This window comes from Teredinibacter waterburyi, assembly GCF_001922985.1.
Lineage (GTDB): Bacteria > Pseudomonadota > Gammaproteobacteria > Pseudomonadales > Cellvibrionaceae > Teredinibacter > Teredinibacter waterburyi.
The window spans coordinates 26,731-45,055 of record NZ_MRUH01000019.1; the positions used below are offsets into that span (position 1 = coordinate 26,731).

Consider the following 18,325-nt stretch of genomic DNA (forward strand, 5'->3'; position numbering starts at 1 on the left):
ACCTTGCTATTCGGTTAGATTACTCGTGTGCGTCTGAATACGGCAGCAATGCCAAGAAACGGGCACGCTTAACTGCGGTAGACAACTGACGCTGATACTTAGCTTTGGTTCCGGTAATACGACTAGGTACAATTTTACCTGTCTCAGAAACGTAGGCTTTTAAGGTATCAAGATCTTTATAATCAATTTGCTTTACGCCTTCGGCGGTAAAACGACAATACTTACGGCGACGGAAAAAACGAGCCATTCTTATTCCTCCTCGTCTGCGGTTTCATCAGCAGGCGCTTCATCGGCATCTGCATCAGTGGACTCTTCTTCAACTCGGGCAGCAGCCTCGGCAGCACGACGTTCAGCGCGGTTTTTGCGCTCACGGCTTTCTTTCTCTACCTTCAGAATTGGAGACTCTTCAGTCACAGCTTCGTCGCAACGAACAACCATGTTACGTAACACAGCATCGTTGTAGCGGAAGTTTGTGGTGAGTTCGGCAAGAGCTTCTTCAGTACATTCAACATTCAACAACACGTAGTGTGCTTTATGAATTTTGTTGATTGGGTAAGCCAACTGACGACGGCCCCAGTCTTCGAGACGATGTACACTGCCGCCGCTATCGTTAACGGCCGCGGAGTAGCGCTCGATCATACCGGGCACCTGTTCGCTCTGGTCAGGGTGGACCAGGAACACAATTTCGTAATGACGCATTTTTGCTCCTTACGGGTTAGTAGCTTCTCAACACCAAACAAAGTGGTGGAATGAAGCAAGGAGTATCACTAAGGTAGGCAGAAGCGCCACCCAGTGGGTTTAGGGCCGCGTATTCTAGGGAGTTGGTGGTCAATTTGCAACCATACCCACACTTATTATGTAAATCCCTTCGGCAGACCTAACGGGACGGCAATTTACTTTGCTGGAGCGCGCCATAGCGGCAACCCAGCAAACCACAAAGCCTTAGACTATTTAGCTAATCGCTGACGTACAACTTCATACAAGATCACACCAGTAGCAACCGAAACGTTCAGACTCGAAACGCTTCCCGCCATAGGTATTTTCACCAAATCATCACAGGTTTCTCGGGTAAGGCGGCGCATACCAGAACCCTCGGCACCCATCACAATTGCACGCGGCCCACTTAAATCGGCCTCGTAAATACTTTGCTCCGCCTCACCGGCGGCTCCGGCTATCCACAAGCCTTTTTCCTGCATTTTTTTCATGCTACGAGCAAGGTTGGTAACCGCTATAAGCGGCACGGTTTCCGCAGCACCACAAGCCACCTTGCGCACAACATCGGTTAAACCTACCGAGTTATCTTTGGGGATAACTACCGCATCAACACCGGCCGCATCGGCGCTACGTAAACAGGCGCCAAGATTGTGCGGATCGGTAACGCCATCCAAAATCAAGATCAGCGGATTGCTGCCATCATCAAGCATGTCGTAAAGCGCCTGCTCATTATAGGCTTTAGCCTGGCTGGCATAGGCGATCACCCCCTGGTGATTGCCGTCGCACAATTCGTCTAAATCTCGCCGATCGAGATAGCGAACCGGCTTCCCACAGGTGTCCGCAAGACTGAGAACATTTTTTAAACGCTGATCCTGACGCCCTTGCGATACCACCAACTCTTGCACGCGATCCGGCGCGGCATTCAATAGCGACTGTACCGCATGAATACCAAAAACTAATTCTTGCTTCATTCTTTACCACTCGTTTTTTTGCGCCCGCTCTTAACTGCAGCGCCCGCAGTTTTCGTTGTTTTAGATGTAGTTGCTTTTGCTGACTTGGCTTTTGTCGCGACTTTAGGCTGCGCCTTTGAGCCGACTTTCGCCTTGCTAGCTGGCTTCGCTTTGGCTGCGGGTTTTGCCTTGCTCGATGCTGTCTTTGCTTTAGATACCGGCTTGGATTTGGCCGCGGCCTTTGCTTTAGCGGTAGGTTTAGCCTTTCCAGCTGGCTTCGCTTTTGCCGTAGCCTTAGCCGTAAGGCCTTTCGCCCCCGCCTTAGCTTGGTCTCGTTTACTGGTCGCAGCCATCTTATCGCCACCATCCGTCGCTGCCACTTTGCGTTTGCGCGGCGAGCGCGGCCCTTTGCCGGCAGGCTTGTTATTAGCAGACTTACGACCTCGGCCTTGCTCAACACCCGCCGCCTTGCGGTCCTCAGCCATATTTAGCTTTTTATTTTTACGGCTCGATTTCACTTCCGTTAATTCGAAATCGATTTTACGCTCGTCCAAATCGACACGCACAACCTGCACACGCAACTCGTCGCTCAAACCAAATACTAGCTTTCGACGCTCGCCCACCAAACGGTGCTGCGCAGCATGGAAGGTGTAATAATCTTGCGGCAACCCAGTGATGTGAATTAACCCTTCGACATACACATCTTTTAATTCAACGAACAAACCAAAACCGGTAACAGAGCTAACTACACCATCAAATTCTTCGCCGACACGATCCTTAAGGTACTCACACTTTAACCAACTCACCACGTCGCGCGTAGCATCGTCAGCGCGGCGCTCGGTAACGGAACACATTTCACCAAAAGCCGCCATGTCGGCGTCGGTGTAGGGGTAAATATCTTCAACCTTGATGACCTTCGCTTTCGGTACACGACGAACTTTGTCGGTTTTGATACGAGAACGAATAACGCGGCGCAAAGCGCGGTGCACGAGCAAATCAGGATAGCGGCGAATGGGCGAGGTAAAATGCGCATAGGCCTGATAGGCCAGGCCAAAGTGCCCTAAATTCTGCGGCGAATAAACGGCTTGATTCATACTTCGCAGCATCACCGTCTGAATAATATTTTCGTCTGGCCGCCCCTTAATACTCGACATAACCTGCTGATAATCTTTCGGTGTTACGTCACCACTCCCCTTCATGCCAAGACCAAGTTCGCCCAAAAACTCATATAGACGACCAAGCTTTTCATCTTTTGGTGGCTCATGAATTCGATACAGGCCGGGCAACTCGTGAAACTCAATAAACTTGGCCGCACACACATTCGCTGCCAGCATACATTCTTCAATAACCTTGTGAGCGTCATTGCGTTGGGTTGGCACTATGCGTTCGATTTTGCGATCCGCGTCGAACAATATGCGTGTTTCGCGTGTCTCGAAATCAATTGCGCCGCGAACTTCTCGCGCCGCTCGCAAGGCTTTGTAAAGTTTATGAAGCTCATCTATTTGCGGCAAAAGCGCTGTGTGCTGCTTGCGAATACCGCTATTTTTATCGCCCTGCTCTTCAATAATCTGGCCGACTTGCGTGTAGGTAAAGCGCGCGTGGGAGTACATAACCGCTTCGTAGAATTCATAGCCGGTAATCCGCCCTGAAGCACTGACTGTCATTTCACAGACCATGCACAGACGATCAACTTTTGGGTTGAGTGAACAAAGGCCATTCGATAAGGCCTCAGGCAACATTGGCACAACAAAATCGGGGAAATAAACGGAATTACCGCGCTGCTGAGCCTCTAGATCCAGCGCTGAGCCAGGCTGCACGTAGTGGCTTACATCGGCGATCGCCACCGATAAGCGCCAGCCGCCACCCCGCTTGGGCTCACAGTACACGGCATCATCAAAGTCGCGGGCATCTTCACCATCAATGGTTACAAATGGCACTTTACGCAAATCTACGCGAAATGCCTTATCGTCGTCTTCAACCTCGGCCTTGAGCGGCGCCACATCTTGCAGTACTTCATTTGGCCAAATGTGAGGAACACCGTGGGAGCGAATAGCGACATCAATCTCCATACCCGGCGCCAAATGATTTCCCAAGACCTCGGAAATAACCCCCACAGGATGGCGTTGCCGCCCCGGCTGAACGGTAATATCCACCACCACAATTTGCCCTGCAGTAGCACCTTTAATATCTTCGGCGGCGACCATAATATCTTGGCCGACGCGAGGGTTGTCTGGTCGAACAAAGTAGATGCCACGCTCGGCGACAAAGCGCCCCACCAACTGTTCGGTGTTGTGCGATAACACCTCGACAATAGAGCCTTCCATCCGCCCGCGATGATCGGCCGGCCCAGGGCGTACCAACACCTCATCGCCATCAAACACTTTTCGCATCTGGCGGTTAGTGAGGTAAATATCGCCGCTGCCATCAGCGGGGATAACAAAGCCAAAGCCTTCGCGATGTCCTTGCACTCGACCGCGCACCAACTGCATTTTATCGACTCGCCCATATGCGCCCTTGCGGTTAGACATAATCTGACCGTCGCGTTCCATTGCAATCAAGCGTCGCCGCAATGCTTCTATATGGTCTTCGTCCGCCAAATTGAGCGCCTCGCAGAGGGCTCTATTACCCATAGGCCCTGGTGCCTTCTCCAGCACATCGAGAATAAATTCTCGACTAGGAATCGGGTTGTCGTACTTGGAAGCCTCACGTTTGGCGTAAGGATCTTTCTTAAAAGGTTTTTTTTTGCTCAAGGGAATTTCCTGAGAGACGCCTGTGACAGGCAAGAGAGCCCCGTTAAAGGAGCAAGTTGCTGCTAATATAGCAAATTCGGGGGAAGGAAGGATAACCTGGTGCGCAATTAGCGCTTCCCCAATTGACAAGAAATGCCAAGAATCTTATAGTGCGCGCCCTATCACGTGTGCCCTCAAGGCCCACAGAGCACAACCAATCATGTGCAAATCCGCCGTAATGCCCAGGTGGTGAAATTGGTAGACACGCTAGCTTCAGGTGCTAGTGCCCTCACGGGCGTGGAAGTTCAAGTCTTCTCCTGGGCACCATTCTACTTTATACCGTTTTCGGCTAAATCCAACTATACTTTATTAATCAATGACTTAGCATTGCTTTGCTAGGGTCGTTGGCGTTACATTTCAAGCCATATCCAGCCCTTTTTCGCATGATTTTACGAATAAATTGCGAATGGAGAATGCTTATATGGCAACGATCCGAAAACTCAAAAGCAAACGTTTTGTGGCTTAAGTACGCAAGTACGGACAGTACAAATCCAAAACCTTCGATAACAAAATTCAGGCAATGGCATGGGCGGCAGAAACCGAACAAAGCCTTTCACCTGAAGCCCTCAAGAGCATAATTATAGGGCGGGGATGACCTCGCAGTATGGTGCAAAAAGAGATTCATTACTAATTGACTTTAAAGACCTAAAAAGCATAGTGAAGCAGCACTACAAGGAACGATCTGAGGCTTTTGAGAATGCCCTCCCACATTTAAACGACTCCTCCTTATGTGTTAATCCTGCTTTTGTATTTCGTTTAAATGTTCCTATAGATTTTAATCAAGTAATCGGTACAGCTCAGAAAAGTGAATTCTGGAATATTTATGTTTTTCTGGTAGACCCATTACCACGCATACCGAAAAAAAACACCCAAACTCTTGAATGGGATTTGGTCTATAGAATTTTTAGAAAACGTTATTCAGCGCAGCCTAAATTTAAGTACTTTTTTTAAAAAATACTGTCAAGAAGTATTCAAAACCTACCCTCAAGCAAAGGATATTTAATTCTGAAGTATGCACCCGCGCCAATATAGAAAACAGACCTATCAGCCCTCATGTGCGGTTCCGACCGCGCCACCTATATTAAATCTTGGCTGCAAGCACTAAGGAACAATAAGAAATTTATTTTTAAAGCTGCATCACACGCACAAAAAGCCGTGGATTTTCTACATGGACTTGCCAGCGAATAACCCCTTAACAGTAGCGTCACAATCAAATGATTGTGACGCATTTTTAGCCAGTTGCACGGGGTCGTTATGGTTGGCTGCTTCGTTCCAGCCTCTAATTCTTGATAGTAACGGAAGGACATATCGCAGCGTGTGGCAACATCCTGCTGCGAACGGTTGCTTTTTGTTCGATATTTTCTGAGCGTTTCCCCAAATACCGTTTTCACGTCTGTCATAGCGTCATTTCCCCCTAAATGTTCGGTGCCTAAACAAAAAGAGAATAGTTACGTGCTAAAGCGCGTAAAATGCAAAAAGCTGTACGTGCTATAGCACGCTACTGTTTGCGCGGACTTTCTGAGCCGCATTTCATAACTATGACTAGACCATTGGAGAAACTGCTATGCGCGTATTAATTGCTGCAACTGTGGCACTAAGTGCCTTACTCGGAGGCTGTGGAAGCGGTGGAGGTGGTTCTACTAACCCCACACCAACACCAGACCCTACACCTGATCCAACGCCTACCTATACCCCCACAGCATTTACAGGCTTCATGCCTGACTTTGAGGGGGATGTAGCCCTAGCCATCGTGAGTGGTCATGCCATTACCGCCACCCGACAGCTCGACACCAACGGCGATGAGAAAATCTACTTCTACTTTGAGAATGAAGAAGGCGAAGACATTGCAGGGGCAAGCGACTACGGCATTGATGCCTCGATCTTTCCTGCCCTGTATCTTGAAGATGACGGCGTTGTGTGTCTTCAATATGCAGGATATGTGGAGTTCACAACGAGTGTTAAAGGCGATATTACGTCTGATGCTATCACCTTCCGCCAGTGCGGTAGTGATGTGATACAGGCAGCCGATATATCCGAGGACTGGCAGCCGACCTATATGGAGTTTGTGAGCCTTGCCCAGCTTGCAGGTACGATTATCACTGATAGTGCTGGCGACTGGAGTTTTAACCTGAAAGCTACTACCGATAATGAGGGCGATGTAAGGCTATATGTATCTAACCCCTTCAACGCGACCTTTGAGGCGTTGGTTGACGTAGACAGAGGCATTATCTGCTCAAACTTCATCCAGAGCAGTGAGGTAGGCGCATTTATCACCCGTGTGACGGGTTCAGATGAACTATCTACCGAAGGACTTGCCGCTTATCTAGGCGATGATCTTGTCAGGGATAAAATCGTCTTTCTTCCAGACTGCAACTATGACCTTGCTGATTGGCAAGAGTAAGCGGCAAGTGTCCTGTCCGTGCGCCTGCTGCGCTGCTGGACGGGAAACCCCTGTACCGCGCTATTTCTTCAAGGAGCATTGCTGCACCTATGAAGAAATAGCGCTGTTTGTTGAATTCTATGTAGTCGGCATCCGCCTCTATATCCGCGTCCTGTCTGAAAACCCAGCCGTCCTAAAAACTCTGTCAGAACTAGCCACCAACCACGCACATTACTTCACCCTGAGCGAAGACGACCAGCTCCACTATATGGAAATGATGGCGCGATGGGCATTCATTCATGCCCGAGAAATCGCAACAAACCACGCTACCGCTGATGACAGCAAGAAGGTATTTAGCGACACCGCCAGTTAATACAATCCAGCCCGCGCATTCCGTTCATTAGTAAACCTCACTTAAGCCAGCGCTAAACCACTGTTTTCCGTTGTTGATTCCCGTATTTCCCTTTATTCTCTCCTTCGGATACAGAGTGACGAGAGATATGACCGATCAAATATTGACCATCAAAGACGTTGCGATATACCTGAAACTTGCAGAAAAAACCGCCTATAAGCTGGCAGCCGAAGGCAAATTGCCAGGCTTTAAAGTGGGAGGTAGCTGGCGCTTTAAACAGGCCGATATAGAAAGCTGGATTGAAGATCGAAAAAACGACAAGCAAAACTAGGAATGCTATAGCGTGCTATTAGATAACAAAAATAACGGGTATGTGGGCAATGTGCTAAAAAACCGCTCATTCGAGGGAAGTAAGCTATCCGTGCTTTCCAGCCTCTTTACCTTATATGGGTTCGCTTCACTCAAAAAGGAATTGTCCAAGCTTCAAAATACACGCTTATTCCTTACTGATTGGCAAGGCCAGCAAAGCCTTCAGGCCATTGTTGGGAATGAACAAGAAGTCAGGCTTATAAACCAACTGGATCAAAAACGCGTTGCCGCTGAATGTGCCCGTTGGTTTAAACAAGAGGGGCTAAAAGGCAAAGTAAATGTGAAAGCCAGCTCGAAGCCGCAGGCCACACAAAACCTAATACACTTAGAGTCAACAGATAATAGTTTTGCCATTCATGGCAGTGCCACTTTCTCGCCTACAGGGCTTGGCGACGTTCGTTCTGATAGCCTTCAAATGAATACGGGTATCTCCGATACCGAGACAACAAAGCAATTAATCGCATGGTTTGATGGCATATGGGCTGATGAAACAAGTGCTAAAGATATAAAAACAGAGCTAATCGAGAAGCTCGATTTCATCGCGTCCGACCAACCTGCTAATTTCATCTATTTCCTCACTCTCTACAATATATTCAAAGACTTCCTCGAAGATATTGATGAAGAAAATATCATCAAAAGTAAAACTGGCTTCAAAGACACCATTGTTTGGAACAAGCTCTACAAGTTCCAAAAAGACGGCGTTTTGGGGGCAATTGATAAGCTGGAAAAGCACAACGGATGCATTATTGCTGATAGTGTCGGCTTGGGTAAAACCTTTGAAGCTTTAGCCGTTATCAAATATTACGAGTTGCGTAATGATCGCGTATTAGTTCTCTGCCCTAAAAAGCTACGTGATAACTGGACAGTCTACACAATAAACGACAAACGCAACTTGCTTGCAACAGATCGCTTTAATTACGACGTTCTCAATCACACAGATTTAAGCCGTGCCAAAGGTTTTTCAGGCGAGATAAATCTTGAAACTCTTAATTGGGGCAACTACGACCTCATTGTGATCGATGAATCACACAATTTCCGTAACAACCCAAATAAGGCTGAAGGAAAGACCCGATACGAACGCCTGCTAGACGATATAATCCGTTCAGGCGTCAAAACCAAAGTGCTCATGCTCTCTGCCACGCCCGTTAATAACCGTATGAATGACCTGAAAAATCAGGTCGCATTTATTACCGAGGGTAAAGATGACGCCTTTATCGATATTGGTATAAAGAATATCGAAAGCACTTTAAGGCTTGCCCAAAAACAATTTAACCAATGGACAAAAGAACCAGCGGATAGCAGAACTACGGCAACACTGCTCGATAGCATGAGTTTCGACTACTTCAAATTGCTAGACATTGTCACCATAGCCCGCTCCCGTAAGCACATAGAAAAATACTACGGCACAGCTGATATCGGCAAATTTCCTAAACGGTTGCCGCCAAAGAATGTTTATGCAGATATCGATCTCTCCGATGAATTTCCACCACTCAAAGAAGTTAATAAGACAATCAGGCGCTTGTCACTGGCAGGTTACTCGCCATTAAAATTCGTGCGTAATGACCTTAAAGGCGAATACGCACGTCGATACGACAAAGCGGTTGGCGACGGTAAAGGTGTATTCAAACAAGTTGACCGCGAGGAGAGTTTGATCCACCTCATGCGCGTTAACCTGCTCAAGCGCATGGAAAGCTCAATTCACTCATTTACGCTAACCGCTACAAAATTGGCAAATCAGGTCGAAAACTTATTGGCCAAAATAGATGCCCATGAAAGTGATGAACTGTTCGAACTAAACATCGAAGAAATTGAAGACGTAGAACTCAATGCGCCAGAGCTTGAGCCTTACATGCTCGGTAACAAAACCAAAGTATTGATTCAGGATATGGACTTGATCCGCTTCCGTCAGGAGCTTGAAGCAGATCGTGTATTACTGGAAAGCATTGTTAACGATGCCAAACGAGTAACGGCAGCCAGAGATGCCAAGCTTGAAAAGCTTAAGCAAGCAATTAAAGCAAAGATCGCCTCACCACTAAATCCTAACAACAAAAAAGTCATTATCTTTACCGCGTTTGCCGATACCGCTCAGTACCTTTATGCCCATCTTGTTGAGTGGGCACAAAAAGAGTTAGGCATTCACAGCGCGCTAATAACGGGTGGCGGCACCAACAAAACCACATTGTCGGGCGTAGGCTCTGATTTGAACAATCTGCTTACCGCCTTTTCCCCTATATCCAAAGAGCGGGATAAAATTGCGCCAGACGCAGTAGATGAAATTGATTTATTAATTGCCACAGACTGTATCAGTGAAGGTCAAAACCTTCAGGATTGCGATACGCTTATAAACTACGATATCCACTGGAACCCTGTGCGTATTATCCAGCGTTTTGGGCGAGTAGATCGACTTGGTTCAAAGAATACTCAGATTCAATTAATCAACTTCTGGCCAAATATGGAGCTGGATGAATATATCAACCTAGAGGCCAGAGTTTCTGGGCGCATGGTGTTGCTCGATATCTCTGCAACAGGTGAAGAAAACGTCATAGACGAAAATGCCACCGAAATGAACGATCTCGAATATCGCCGTAAGCAATTACAGCAGCTTAAAGATGCAGTGGTTGATTTGGAAGACATGGCGGGTGGCGTATCGATTACCGACCTCACACTAAACGACTTCCGCATGGACTTGTCCGATTACATGAACAAAGGGAGCCTTCAGCCTAATGGAGAAAGGCGAAAGAACATGTCCATACTAGAGCAAGCACCACGCGGTCTGTATTCAGTTGTGCGGCTCGATGAAGATTTAAAACAAGACGGTATCAAACAAGGCGTTATTTTCTGCCTAAAAAATATTCGGCAAGGTAAAGAGGCCGTGCAGGTTGATGATAATTACCCGTTGGCACCTTATTTTCTCGTCTATGTAACAGATGATGCCGCAGTTGAATTGAACTTCACCCAAAGCAAAAAAGTGCTCGATCTACTCAAGCGACAAGCGTTCATTCATAGTGAAGTGGATGAAGATTGCGTTGAATTAATAAACACCAAGACAAAGAATGGTCGCAATCTTGAACATTACCAACACCTGCTCGCTGTAGCGGTTGATAGCATCGCAGGCAAAAGCGAAGAAAAAGGCGTTGAAAGCTTGTTCACCAAAGGTGGTACTGTGCTCACCGCCACCAGCAGCCAAGGCATAGAAGATTTTGCTGTTGTTTCCTATCTCATCCTGTTGGATACGGAGGCAGAGCAAGCATGACAACTGAAACCTTTTCTCCCAAATCCATTAGCTTTGACGATTTTCTTGATCTGTTAGCGGTTCCGAAAGCATGCGAGATAAATAAGCCCATCTTCAAGAAAATGTTTTTAGATGCCAACGATGGCAAAAAAGCGATACTCGATGCCGCAGATAAAAAGGCACTAAAAGACGATATTGATAAAATACGTTGGCTCTACACCCTAAAGCCCAACACAATCAACATTGCACCTTATAAAGACCAAGAACGCGAATATCCAGAAATCGCGATACTGCATATCGAGCTTGCACAATCAGAAAGGCTCAAGCGAATAGCACACTTTATCAATCGTGCTATTCCATACCCGCTGGCAATGCTGTTTACCTGTGAAGCAGATGGCGCGCAAAAGCTAGCGCTAGTGCTAGCCGATAAACGTATCAATCAGGCAGACAAAGAAAAGTGGGTGATTGAAGACAGCATACACACGCGCTGGATCAACTTATCTTCAGTAAGTTCAGCGGAATACGAGTTTTTTGAAAGCCTTAAAATAAGCAAGTTACCGTTTACAAATTTCTTCGCACTATATCAAGCATTGATTGAGCGAGTGGTCGCCGTTAAGTGTGCTGAACACAGTGGTATTTTTTCTATTGAGAAGGCTGCTACTTCAAGTCAGAAAAGCTCAAGCACCGCACGACTAGATAAATTACGCGAGCTTGAACGACTGGGAGCACAGCGTTCAGAAATCTCGAACAAGCTGAAAAAAGAAAAACAAATGGGTAAGCAGGTTGAACTGAATACTCAGATCAAAAAGATTAACGATGAGATTGCCAATATCCAAGGCAATCTTTAGAAACTTATATTAAGTTAGAGAATTGAATATTGGAAATGGCCAGAATTATGAATGAGAGCAAAATGAAAAACATAGAGCTAGAAGACGGCCAAAGCGCCGATATCGTGTCTGACAATATTTCAAAAATGAAAGAGCTGTTTCCCGATGCATTTTCAGAAGGCGGTGTTAATTTTGATACGCTTCGTCAGTTACTTGGTGATGCATCCGTTTTGGATGAAGGCGAAGAAAAATATGGCCTTAACTGGCACGGAAAAAAGAAAGCGCGCCAGATTGCGCTAACGCCTTCCACTGGCACATTACTGCCATGCCCTGAAGAAAGTGTGGATTGGGATACAACCAAAAACTTATTTATAGAAGGCGATAACCTTGAGGTTTTAAAGCTGCTTCAAAAGAGCTTTGCTAATAAGGTAAAGATGATATTCATTGATCCTCCTTACAATACCGGTGAGGAGTTTATTTATCCCGACAAATTCTCCGACAATTTGAAAACATACCTTCGGTATAGTGGGCAAGTCGATGATGATGGGCTCAAGTTTTCGTCGCAGACAGAGGTTATCGGTAGAAAGCATACAAATTGGCTTTCCATGATGTATCCAAGATTGAAGCTAGCAAAGAACCTTATGACGCAAGATGGCGTCATTTTTATATGTATTGATGATAATGAGGTCGCGAATCTTAGAGCAATTTCTGATGAGATTTTTGGGGAAGAAAACTTTATAGCTGGTTTTATTTGGGAGAAGCGTACAAATCGTGAGAATAGAAAGATTGTTTCTTCTCGGCATGATTACATTCTTTGTTATTGTAAGAACTTGAATAAAAAAGAAGATGCAATCAAACAACTTCCAATGAGCGAAGAGGCACTTAACAGATACAAAAATCCTGATAATGACCCTCGTGGTGAATGGAAATCTGATCCTGCCACCGCCCAAGCTGGTCATGCAACTCCGAGCCAATTTTATGTTCTTACAGCACCTAACGGAAAACAACACGAATTACAAAGTGGAAGATGTTGGTTATACACAAAGGATGTAATGGAAGAAGCGATACAGGATGGTCGAATTTGGTTTGGTAAAGATGGGAATGGTGTGCCGAGAGTAAAAACATACCTAAATGCCAAAGAGCGTGGATTGACGCCTGAAAGCATATGGTTTGCTGCTGAGGCATCTACAAATGAATCTGCAAAAACTAAACTAAAAGCGTTGTTTTCAGGGAAAGCGGTTTTTGAAACGCCAAAGCCAGTAGAGCTTATTGATCTTGCGATTAAAATAGGAGCGGATGATGGTGTTGTCTTAGATTTTTTTGCTGGCTCCTGTGCTACAGCAGAAGCTGCGCTTAAATCTGGAAATCGATTTATTGTTGTTCAGCTACCTGAGGCCTGTGATAAAGGATCTGAAGCATATAAATCTGGCTACACAACTATTGCAGATATTGGTAAGGATCGACTAAGGAAGGTTGCTGGAGCTGTGGTCAGCGATGATGGGTGTGATCTAGGCTTTAAGGTTTTTAAGCTGTCGTATTCGAATATTAACTTATGGAACCCTGATCGTACTGATCTTGAAGAAAGCCTACTATCTCATGAGGAGCATTTGGTTGAAAATAGAACAGAACAAGATGTTCTCTATGAGTTGCTACTAAAGCGAGGAGTTGATCTAGCCGTTCCTATCGAGAGCCGAGAAGTGTCTGGTAAAAATATCTACAGCATCGGCTATGGCGTTCTCTTCGCCTGCTTAGATGAATCGATTACAAAAGATCAAGTCGAAGATATTGCTCAAGCGATTATCACTTGGCATGGTGAACTGGCTCCAAGCTCTGATACTCATGTTTTCTTCCGCGATAGCGCCTTCCGTGATGACGTTTCAAAAACCAACATGGCCGCGATTCTAGTGCAGAATGGCATCACCCATGTTCGCAGCTTATAAGGGAGTATAGCCATGAGCAGAAAAATTAGTGGTGCAGAATACCCCTTGGCAAAAATATTCAGTTCGGACTTTGAATATGTCATTCCTTCCTATCAGCGTCCTTATGCTTGGACGGTAGATCAGGCTTCAGAACTATTCGATGATCTTTTTGATTTTCACTCGTCAGAGCCAGATGAAGGATATTTTCTGGGAAGTATTGTGCTGATTAAGCAAGAAGGCCTCCCTTACTCTGAGGTTATCGATGGTCAGCAAAGACTTACAACTCTGACAATATTGTTGTCTATGCTTGCATTCAATATGCAAGGAAAGCAGCGCGACACGCTTTGCAAGTATATTTTAGAGCCGGGTAACGAGTTTGAAGGATTAGAGCCAAAGCCGAGGCTTACTTTACGTGAGCGAGATAAAGCATTTTTCCTCAAGTACGTGCAAGAACTCAAGTTTGATGAACTGTTTGCGCTCGACGACAAAGGCGTTGATAACGAATCTCGCTTGAATATTAAAAAGAATGCGCTGCTGTTCAAAAATCGTGTAGCTAAATCGTTAGATGATGATCCTGAGCGCATAAAAGGCTTTGTCGCATTTTTACTGCAAAGATGCTTTTTGGTGGCAGTTTCTACGCCAAGCCAGCAATCAGCCTTTAGAGTATTTTCGGTAATGAATAGCCGAGGGTTAGACCTTCAGCCAACAGATATTATAAAAGCCGACATTATTGGTAAATTGCAATCCGACCAAGAGCGTGAAGATTACAATGAACGTTGGGAAGATATGGAGGTAGAGCTAGGGAGAGGAGGATTTAATGACCTTTTTACCTATGTTCGAATGATATATGCCAAGGAAAAAGCCAAGCGGTCTTTGTTAGATGAATTTCGGGAGCATGTACTCAAAAAAATCCCAGAACCCGATAAGTTGATTTCTGAGATATTGGAACCCTATGCGAACGCTCTAGCGATAGTACGACAAAGCTCGTATGAAGCAGTCTCCCACGCGGAAGACGTGAACAAATACCTTCGCTGGTTGAATCGAATTGATAATTCAGACTGGATTCCTACAGCGATTAGGTTTTTATCGGATAAGAAAAATGACCCAGAATATGTGGCTTGGTTCTTTGAGCGCTTAGAGCGTTTAGCCGCGTATATGCATATTTGCGCGTTAAACATTAATGAGCGCATTGAACGTTACAATAAAGTTGTTTCTGTCTTAGAGTCACCGCACTCGCTTACCTCTCCAGTGCCAGAGATTGAGCTTTCCGATACAGAAAAAGAAAAGATGCGGGATGCTTTGGCCTGCAATATTTATGAGCTAACTCCTCGTCGTCGTAATTATTTAATACTGAGATTGGACGCCTTCATGTCAGATGGTGCGGCATCTTACGACCCAACAGTGCTTACTATTGAGCATGTCTTACCCCAAACCGTAGACCCAGCCAGTGAATGGGCTTCATTATGGGCAGACCCGATTGAAAGAAAGCAATGGGTGCATAAGATTGCGAATCTTGTTCCTTTGAATAGACGACGAAACTCCCAAGCGCAAAACTATGATTTCGCTAGAAAGAAAGAGGCTTACTTTTCTGGAAAAAAAGGCGTGTCATCATATGTTCTAACTACGCAAGTATTGAATAGCCCTGCATGGACTCCAGACTATCTTGCCAAAAGGCAACAAGAATTGCTGGATGTTCTCGAAGACAATTGGAGGCTAAGAGCTTGATATGATGAAACTGCATTTTGAAGATGATCTCGATTACCAGAAAGCCGCGATTGATTCAGTCGTTAACCTGTTTAAAGGGCAAGAAATTTCTCGCTCCGAATTTACTGTTACCTTTCAGGCGGATTCCAGCCCTAATTTTTCATTAGGCATGGAAGAAAGTCAGCTTGGTATTGGTAACAGGCTCTTACTGGTGGACGAAGAGATTGAAGAAAACCTTCGCAGAACTCAGTTAACCAATGGCTTGCGCCCCTCAGAAAAGCTCGCCAGCGGTGACTTTACTGTAGAGATGGAAACGGGCACGGGTAAAACTTACGTTTACCTTCGCACCATATTTGAGCTGAATAAAAATTATGGCTTCACCAAGTTTGTGATTGTTGTGCCATCCGTTGCCATTAAAGAAGGTACATACAAAACCCTGCAAATTACCCAAGAGCATTTTGAAGGCTTGTACCCAAAGGCCAAGGGCTATGAATATTTTCTCTATAATTCGTCAAAGCTCGGTCAGGTGCGTAACTTTGCCACCAGCTCCAACATCCAAATCATGGTGACTACGGTCGGTGCCATTAATAAAAAGGATGTAAACAACCTCTATAAAGAAAACGAGAATACTGGTGGTGAAAAGCCCATTGACCTAGTTCGCGCCACTAATCCGATAATTATCGTGGATGAGCCACAAAGTGTTGATGGCGGCCTAACGGGTAAAGGGAAGGAAGCGCTAACGGCAATGAATCCGCTTTGTACCTTGCGATATTCCGCTACCCATATCGATAAACACCATATGGCTTTCCGCCTAGACGCGGTGGATGCCTATGAACGTGGTTTAGTGAAGCAAATCGAAGTGGCTTCATTACAAATCGATAGCGGTAATAACAAGCCCTACATCCGTTTGGAGTCCACCAGTAACAAAAAAGGTTCCATCACCGCCAAGGTCGAAATTGATGTTCAGCGTGGCAAAAATATTAAACGTGAATTCTTAACTGTTGAAGATGGTGATGATCTTGAGCAAATCACTAATCGTGCGATCTACGAAAACATGCAAATCGGCACGATTACTTGCGCCTCTAAGAATAAGAAAGGGGGCAATGAGTCTATCGAGGTCAAAGGTGATGGTTTTGATCAAACGCTCAATGTCGGCGAAGCCATTGGCGGTGTAGACCCAGATGAAATTAAGCGCCTGATGATACGCCGAACGATCAAAGAGCATTTTGATAAAGAGCTAACCTTTGCCGCCAACAAGCAGCCCATCAAAGTATTGAGCCTCTTCTTTATTGATAGTGTTGAGCACTACCGCCAATATGATGAAAACGGCAATATTGTTCTTGGTAAATATGCCAAGATGTTTGAGGAAGAATATCGCAAACTGGCGAAGTCGGCGGATTATCAAAGCCTTTTTAAAGAAATTGATTTGGATACTGATGCCTCTGAAGTTCACAACGGTTATTTCTCTATCGACAAAAAAGGGAAATCAGTAGAAACAGCAGAAAACAATCAAGCAGGCCGAGATAACGCAGAACGTGCATACAGCTTGATTATGAAAGAAAAAGAGAAGCTGCTTAGCTTTGACACTAAACTGAAATTCATCTTTTCTCACTCAGCCCTGAAAGAAGGCTGGGATAATCCCAATGTGTTCCAGATATGTACCTTACGTGATATGGGCAGCGAGCGAGAGCGCCGCCAGACGCTTGGGCGTGGGTTACGTTTATGCGTAGATCAAAGCGGCATGCGCTTACGTGGCAATGAAATTAATACACTGACCGTAATCGCTACGGAAAACTACGAAAAGTTTGCTGAAAATCTACAAAAAGAGATCGAGCAAGATACAGGTATACGGTTCGGCATTGTTGAAGAACACCAATTTGCGGATATCAGAGTCGTATCCGAGTCTGGCGAGCCGCACGCACTTGGTTTTGAGCAATCTAAAAAAGTATGGCAGTTCTTAAAAGACGAGAACTTCGTTGATGCTAAAGGCAAGGTTCAAGATACACTCCGAGCAGCATTAAAAGATGGCACTTTTGAACTACCAGAAGAGATTAAACAAGAGCTTATTGAAACGCATGGTGAAGCACAGGCAGGGATAGTAGCGTCTGATATTCAAGGTGTGTTGCGAAAACTTGCTGGCAAGTTGGATATCAAAAACGCTGATGATCGTAAGATTATTCGGACTCGGGAAGCCGTGCTGGAATCCGATGAGTTCAAGGCGCTCTGGGAACGCATTAAATACAAAACAACGTATCGCGTCGAGTTTGATAATCTAAAACTTATCAACGATTGCGCTGAAGCTATTCGATCATGCCCTCCAATCACTAAAACCCGCGCACAATTTCGCAAAGCAGATATTGCAATTGGTAAAGGTGGTGTGACAGCAGATGAAACCTCCGCATCGGGATTCACCTCAATCCATGAAAACGATATTGAACTGCCAGATATCATTACTGACTTGCAGGATAAAACTCAGTTAACGCGCAAAAGTATCGTGCAGATACTTCGTGATAGCCGAAGGCTTCAAGACTTCACACGTAACCCCCAGCAGTTTATGGACTATTGTTCAGAAGCGATCAACCGAACTAAGCGCTTAGCGTTAGTAGACGGTATTCGCTACACCCAAATAGGCGAAGAGCATTACTACGCTCAAGAGCTGTTCCAGCAGGAAGAGCTAAAGGGCTATTTGAAGAACACGCTGGAAACCAATAAGTCCGTTTACACGCACGTAGTCTATGACTCAGCGGGTGTAGAAAAAACCTTCGCCGAAGACTTGGAAAAGAACGAAAAAGTGAAGGTTTACGCCAAGCTGCCTGCTTGGTTCAAAGTGCCTACACCACTCGGAACCTATAACCCAGACTGGGCAGTAGTAGTTGAAGACGAAGGCGAGGAAAAACTCTACTTCGTTGTCGAGACTAAAGGCAGTACATGGTGGGATGATCTTCGCCACCTTGAAGGCGCAAAAATTAAATGTGGAGAAAAACATTTCGAAGAAATAGCAAAAGAAACTGAAAACCCAGCTAAGTACATCAAATCTACCGACGTCGATGGAATGATGGGATACGTGGATTAATGAAGAGGCCTTATCC

The 18,325-nt window shown here is 45.5% G+C and carries 14 protein-coding genes, 1 tRNA gene and 1 pseudogene; 11 read left to right on the plus strand and 5 right to left on the minus strand.

From position 1 onward, the window contains the following. Positions 1–19 precede the first annotated feature (19 nt). From rpsR to rnr, 4 genes are all read right to left on the minus strand, one after another. Positions 20–247, minus strand: a complete 228-nt coding sequence (gene rpsR, locus IDZ20_RS01725; protein WP_188149705.1) for a 30S ribosomal protein S18 — start codon at positions 245–247, stop codon at positions 20–22. Between the two features lie 2 nt (positions 248–249). Next, the gene (rpsF, locus tag IDZ20_RS01730) at positions 250–699 is read right to left on the minus strand and encodes a 30S ribosomal protein S6 (RefSeq protein ID WP_188149706.1); all 450 of its coding nucleotides are present in this window, start codon (positions 697–699) and stop codon (positions 250–252) included. Between the two features lie 248 nt (positions 700–947). After that, positions 948–1,685, minus strand: a complete 738-nt coding sequence (gene rlmB / locus IDZ20_RS01735; protein ID WP_188149707.1) for a 23S rRNA (guanosine(2251)-2'-O)-methyltransferase RlmB — start codon at positions 1,683–1,685, stop codon at positions 948–950. Next, entirely contained in the window at positions 1,682–4,414 is a 2,733-nt protein-coding gene (gene rnr, locus IDZ20_RS01740) for a ribonuclease R (RefSeq protein WP_188149708.1), read from the minus strand. The genes rlmB and rnr overlap by 4 nt, the downstream gene beginning before the upstream one ends. A gap of 219 nt (positions 4,415–4,633) precedes the next feature. On the opposite strand from rnr, the gene IDZ20_RS01745 reads away from it, so the two are divergent. The 3 genes from IDZ20_RS01745 to IDZ20_RS16465 all read left to right on the plus strand — a co-directional run bounded on the left by IDZ20_RS01745 (position 4,634) and on the right by IDZ20_RS16465 (position 5,641). Continuing rightward, positions 4,634–4,720 (plus strand) — tRNA-Leu (locus tag IDZ20_RS01745). A gap of 324 nt (positions 4,721–5,044) precedes the next feature. Continuing rightward, entirely contained in the window at positions 5,045–5,404 is a 360-nt protein-coding gene (locus IDZ20_RS01750) for a hypothetical protein (RefSeq protein WP_188149709.1), read from the plus strand. 102 nt (positions 5,405–5,506) lie between these two features. Then, positions 5,507–5,641, plus strand: coding sequence for a zincin-like metallopeptidase domain-containing protein (locus tag IDZ20_RS16465; RefSeq protein ID WP_188149710.1), 135 nt, complete (start codon positions 5,507–5,509; stop codon positions 5,639–5,641). 71 nt (positions 5,642–5,712) lie between these two features. Here IDZ20_RS16465 and IDZ20_RS16470 read toward each other — a convergent pair. Then, positions 5,713–5,853 (minus strand): annotated as a pseudogene (locus IDZ20_RS16470) (helix-turn-helix domain-containing protein); the annotation flags it as partial. Positions 5,854–6,017: 164 nt separating this feature from the next. Here IDZ20_RS16470 and IDZ20_RS01760 point away from each other — a divergent pair. The 8 genes from IDZ20_RS01760 to IDZ20_RS01795 all read left to right on the plus strand — a co-directional run bounded on the left by IDZ20_RS01760 (position 6,018) and on the right by IDZ20_RS01795 (position 18,309). After that, positions 6,018–6,854 carry a hypothetical protein gene (locus tag IDZ20_RS01760; protein ID WP_188149870.1) on the plus strand — a complete coding sequence of 279 codons (837 nt, stop codon included), beginning with the start codon at positions 6,018–6,020 and terminating at the stop codon, positions 6,852–6,854. A gap of 7 nt (positions 6,855–6,861) precedes the next feature. After that, positions 6,862–7,206, plus strand: coding sequence for a hypothetical protein (locus IDZ20_RS01765; protein WP_188149711.1), 345 nt, complete (start codon positions 6,862–6,864; stop codon positions 7,204–7,206). Between the two features lie 127 nt (positions 7,207–7,333). Beyond that, positions 7,334–7,516, plus strand: a complete 183-nt coding sequence (gene mads1, locus IDZ20_RS01770; RefSeq protein ID WP_188149712.1) for a methylation-associated defense system helix-turn-helix domain-containing protein MAD1 — start codon at positions 7,334–7,336, stop codon at positions 7,514–7,516. Positions 7,517–7,528: 12 nt separating this feature from the next. Further along, positions 7,529–10,807: a helicase-related protein gene (locus IDZ20_RS01775; protein WP_188149713.1), complete on the plus strand. Its 3,279-nt coding sequence runs from the start codon at positions 7,529–7,531 to the stop codon at positions 10,805–10,807. Beyond that, on the plus strand, positions 10,804–11,634 hold the full coding sequence (locus IDZ20_RS01780; RefSeq protein ID WP_188149714.1) for a DUF4391 domain-containing protein: 831 nt from the start codon (positions 10,804–10,806) through the stop codon (positions 11,632–11,634). Before IDZ20_RS01775 ends, IDZ20_RS01780 begins: the two co-directional genes overlap by 4 nt. A 62-nt stretch (positions 11,635–11,696) precedes the next feature. After that, positions 11,697–13,553 (plus strand): site-specific DNA-methyltransferase, encoded by a 1,857-nt coding sequence (locus tag IDZ20_RS01785; RefSeq protein ID WP_188149715.1) that lies wholly within the window; start codon positions 11,697–11,699, stop codon positions 13,551–13,553. 12 nt (positions 13,554–13,565) lie between these two features. Then, on the plus strand, positions 13,566–15,257 hold the full coding sequence (locus IDZ20_RS01790; protein ID WP_188149716.1) for a DUF262 domain-containing protein: 1,692 nt from the start codon (positions 13,566–13,568) through the stop codon (positions 15,255–15,257). Position 15,258: 1 nt separating this feature from the next. Continuing rightward, positions 15,259–18,309, plus strand: a complete 3,051-nt coding sequence (locus tag IDZ20_RS01795) for a type III restriction-modification system endonuclease (RefSeq protein ID WP_245792053.1) — start codon at positions 15,259–15,261, stop codon at positions 18,307–18,309. Positions 18,310–18,325 lie beyond the last annotated feature (16 nt).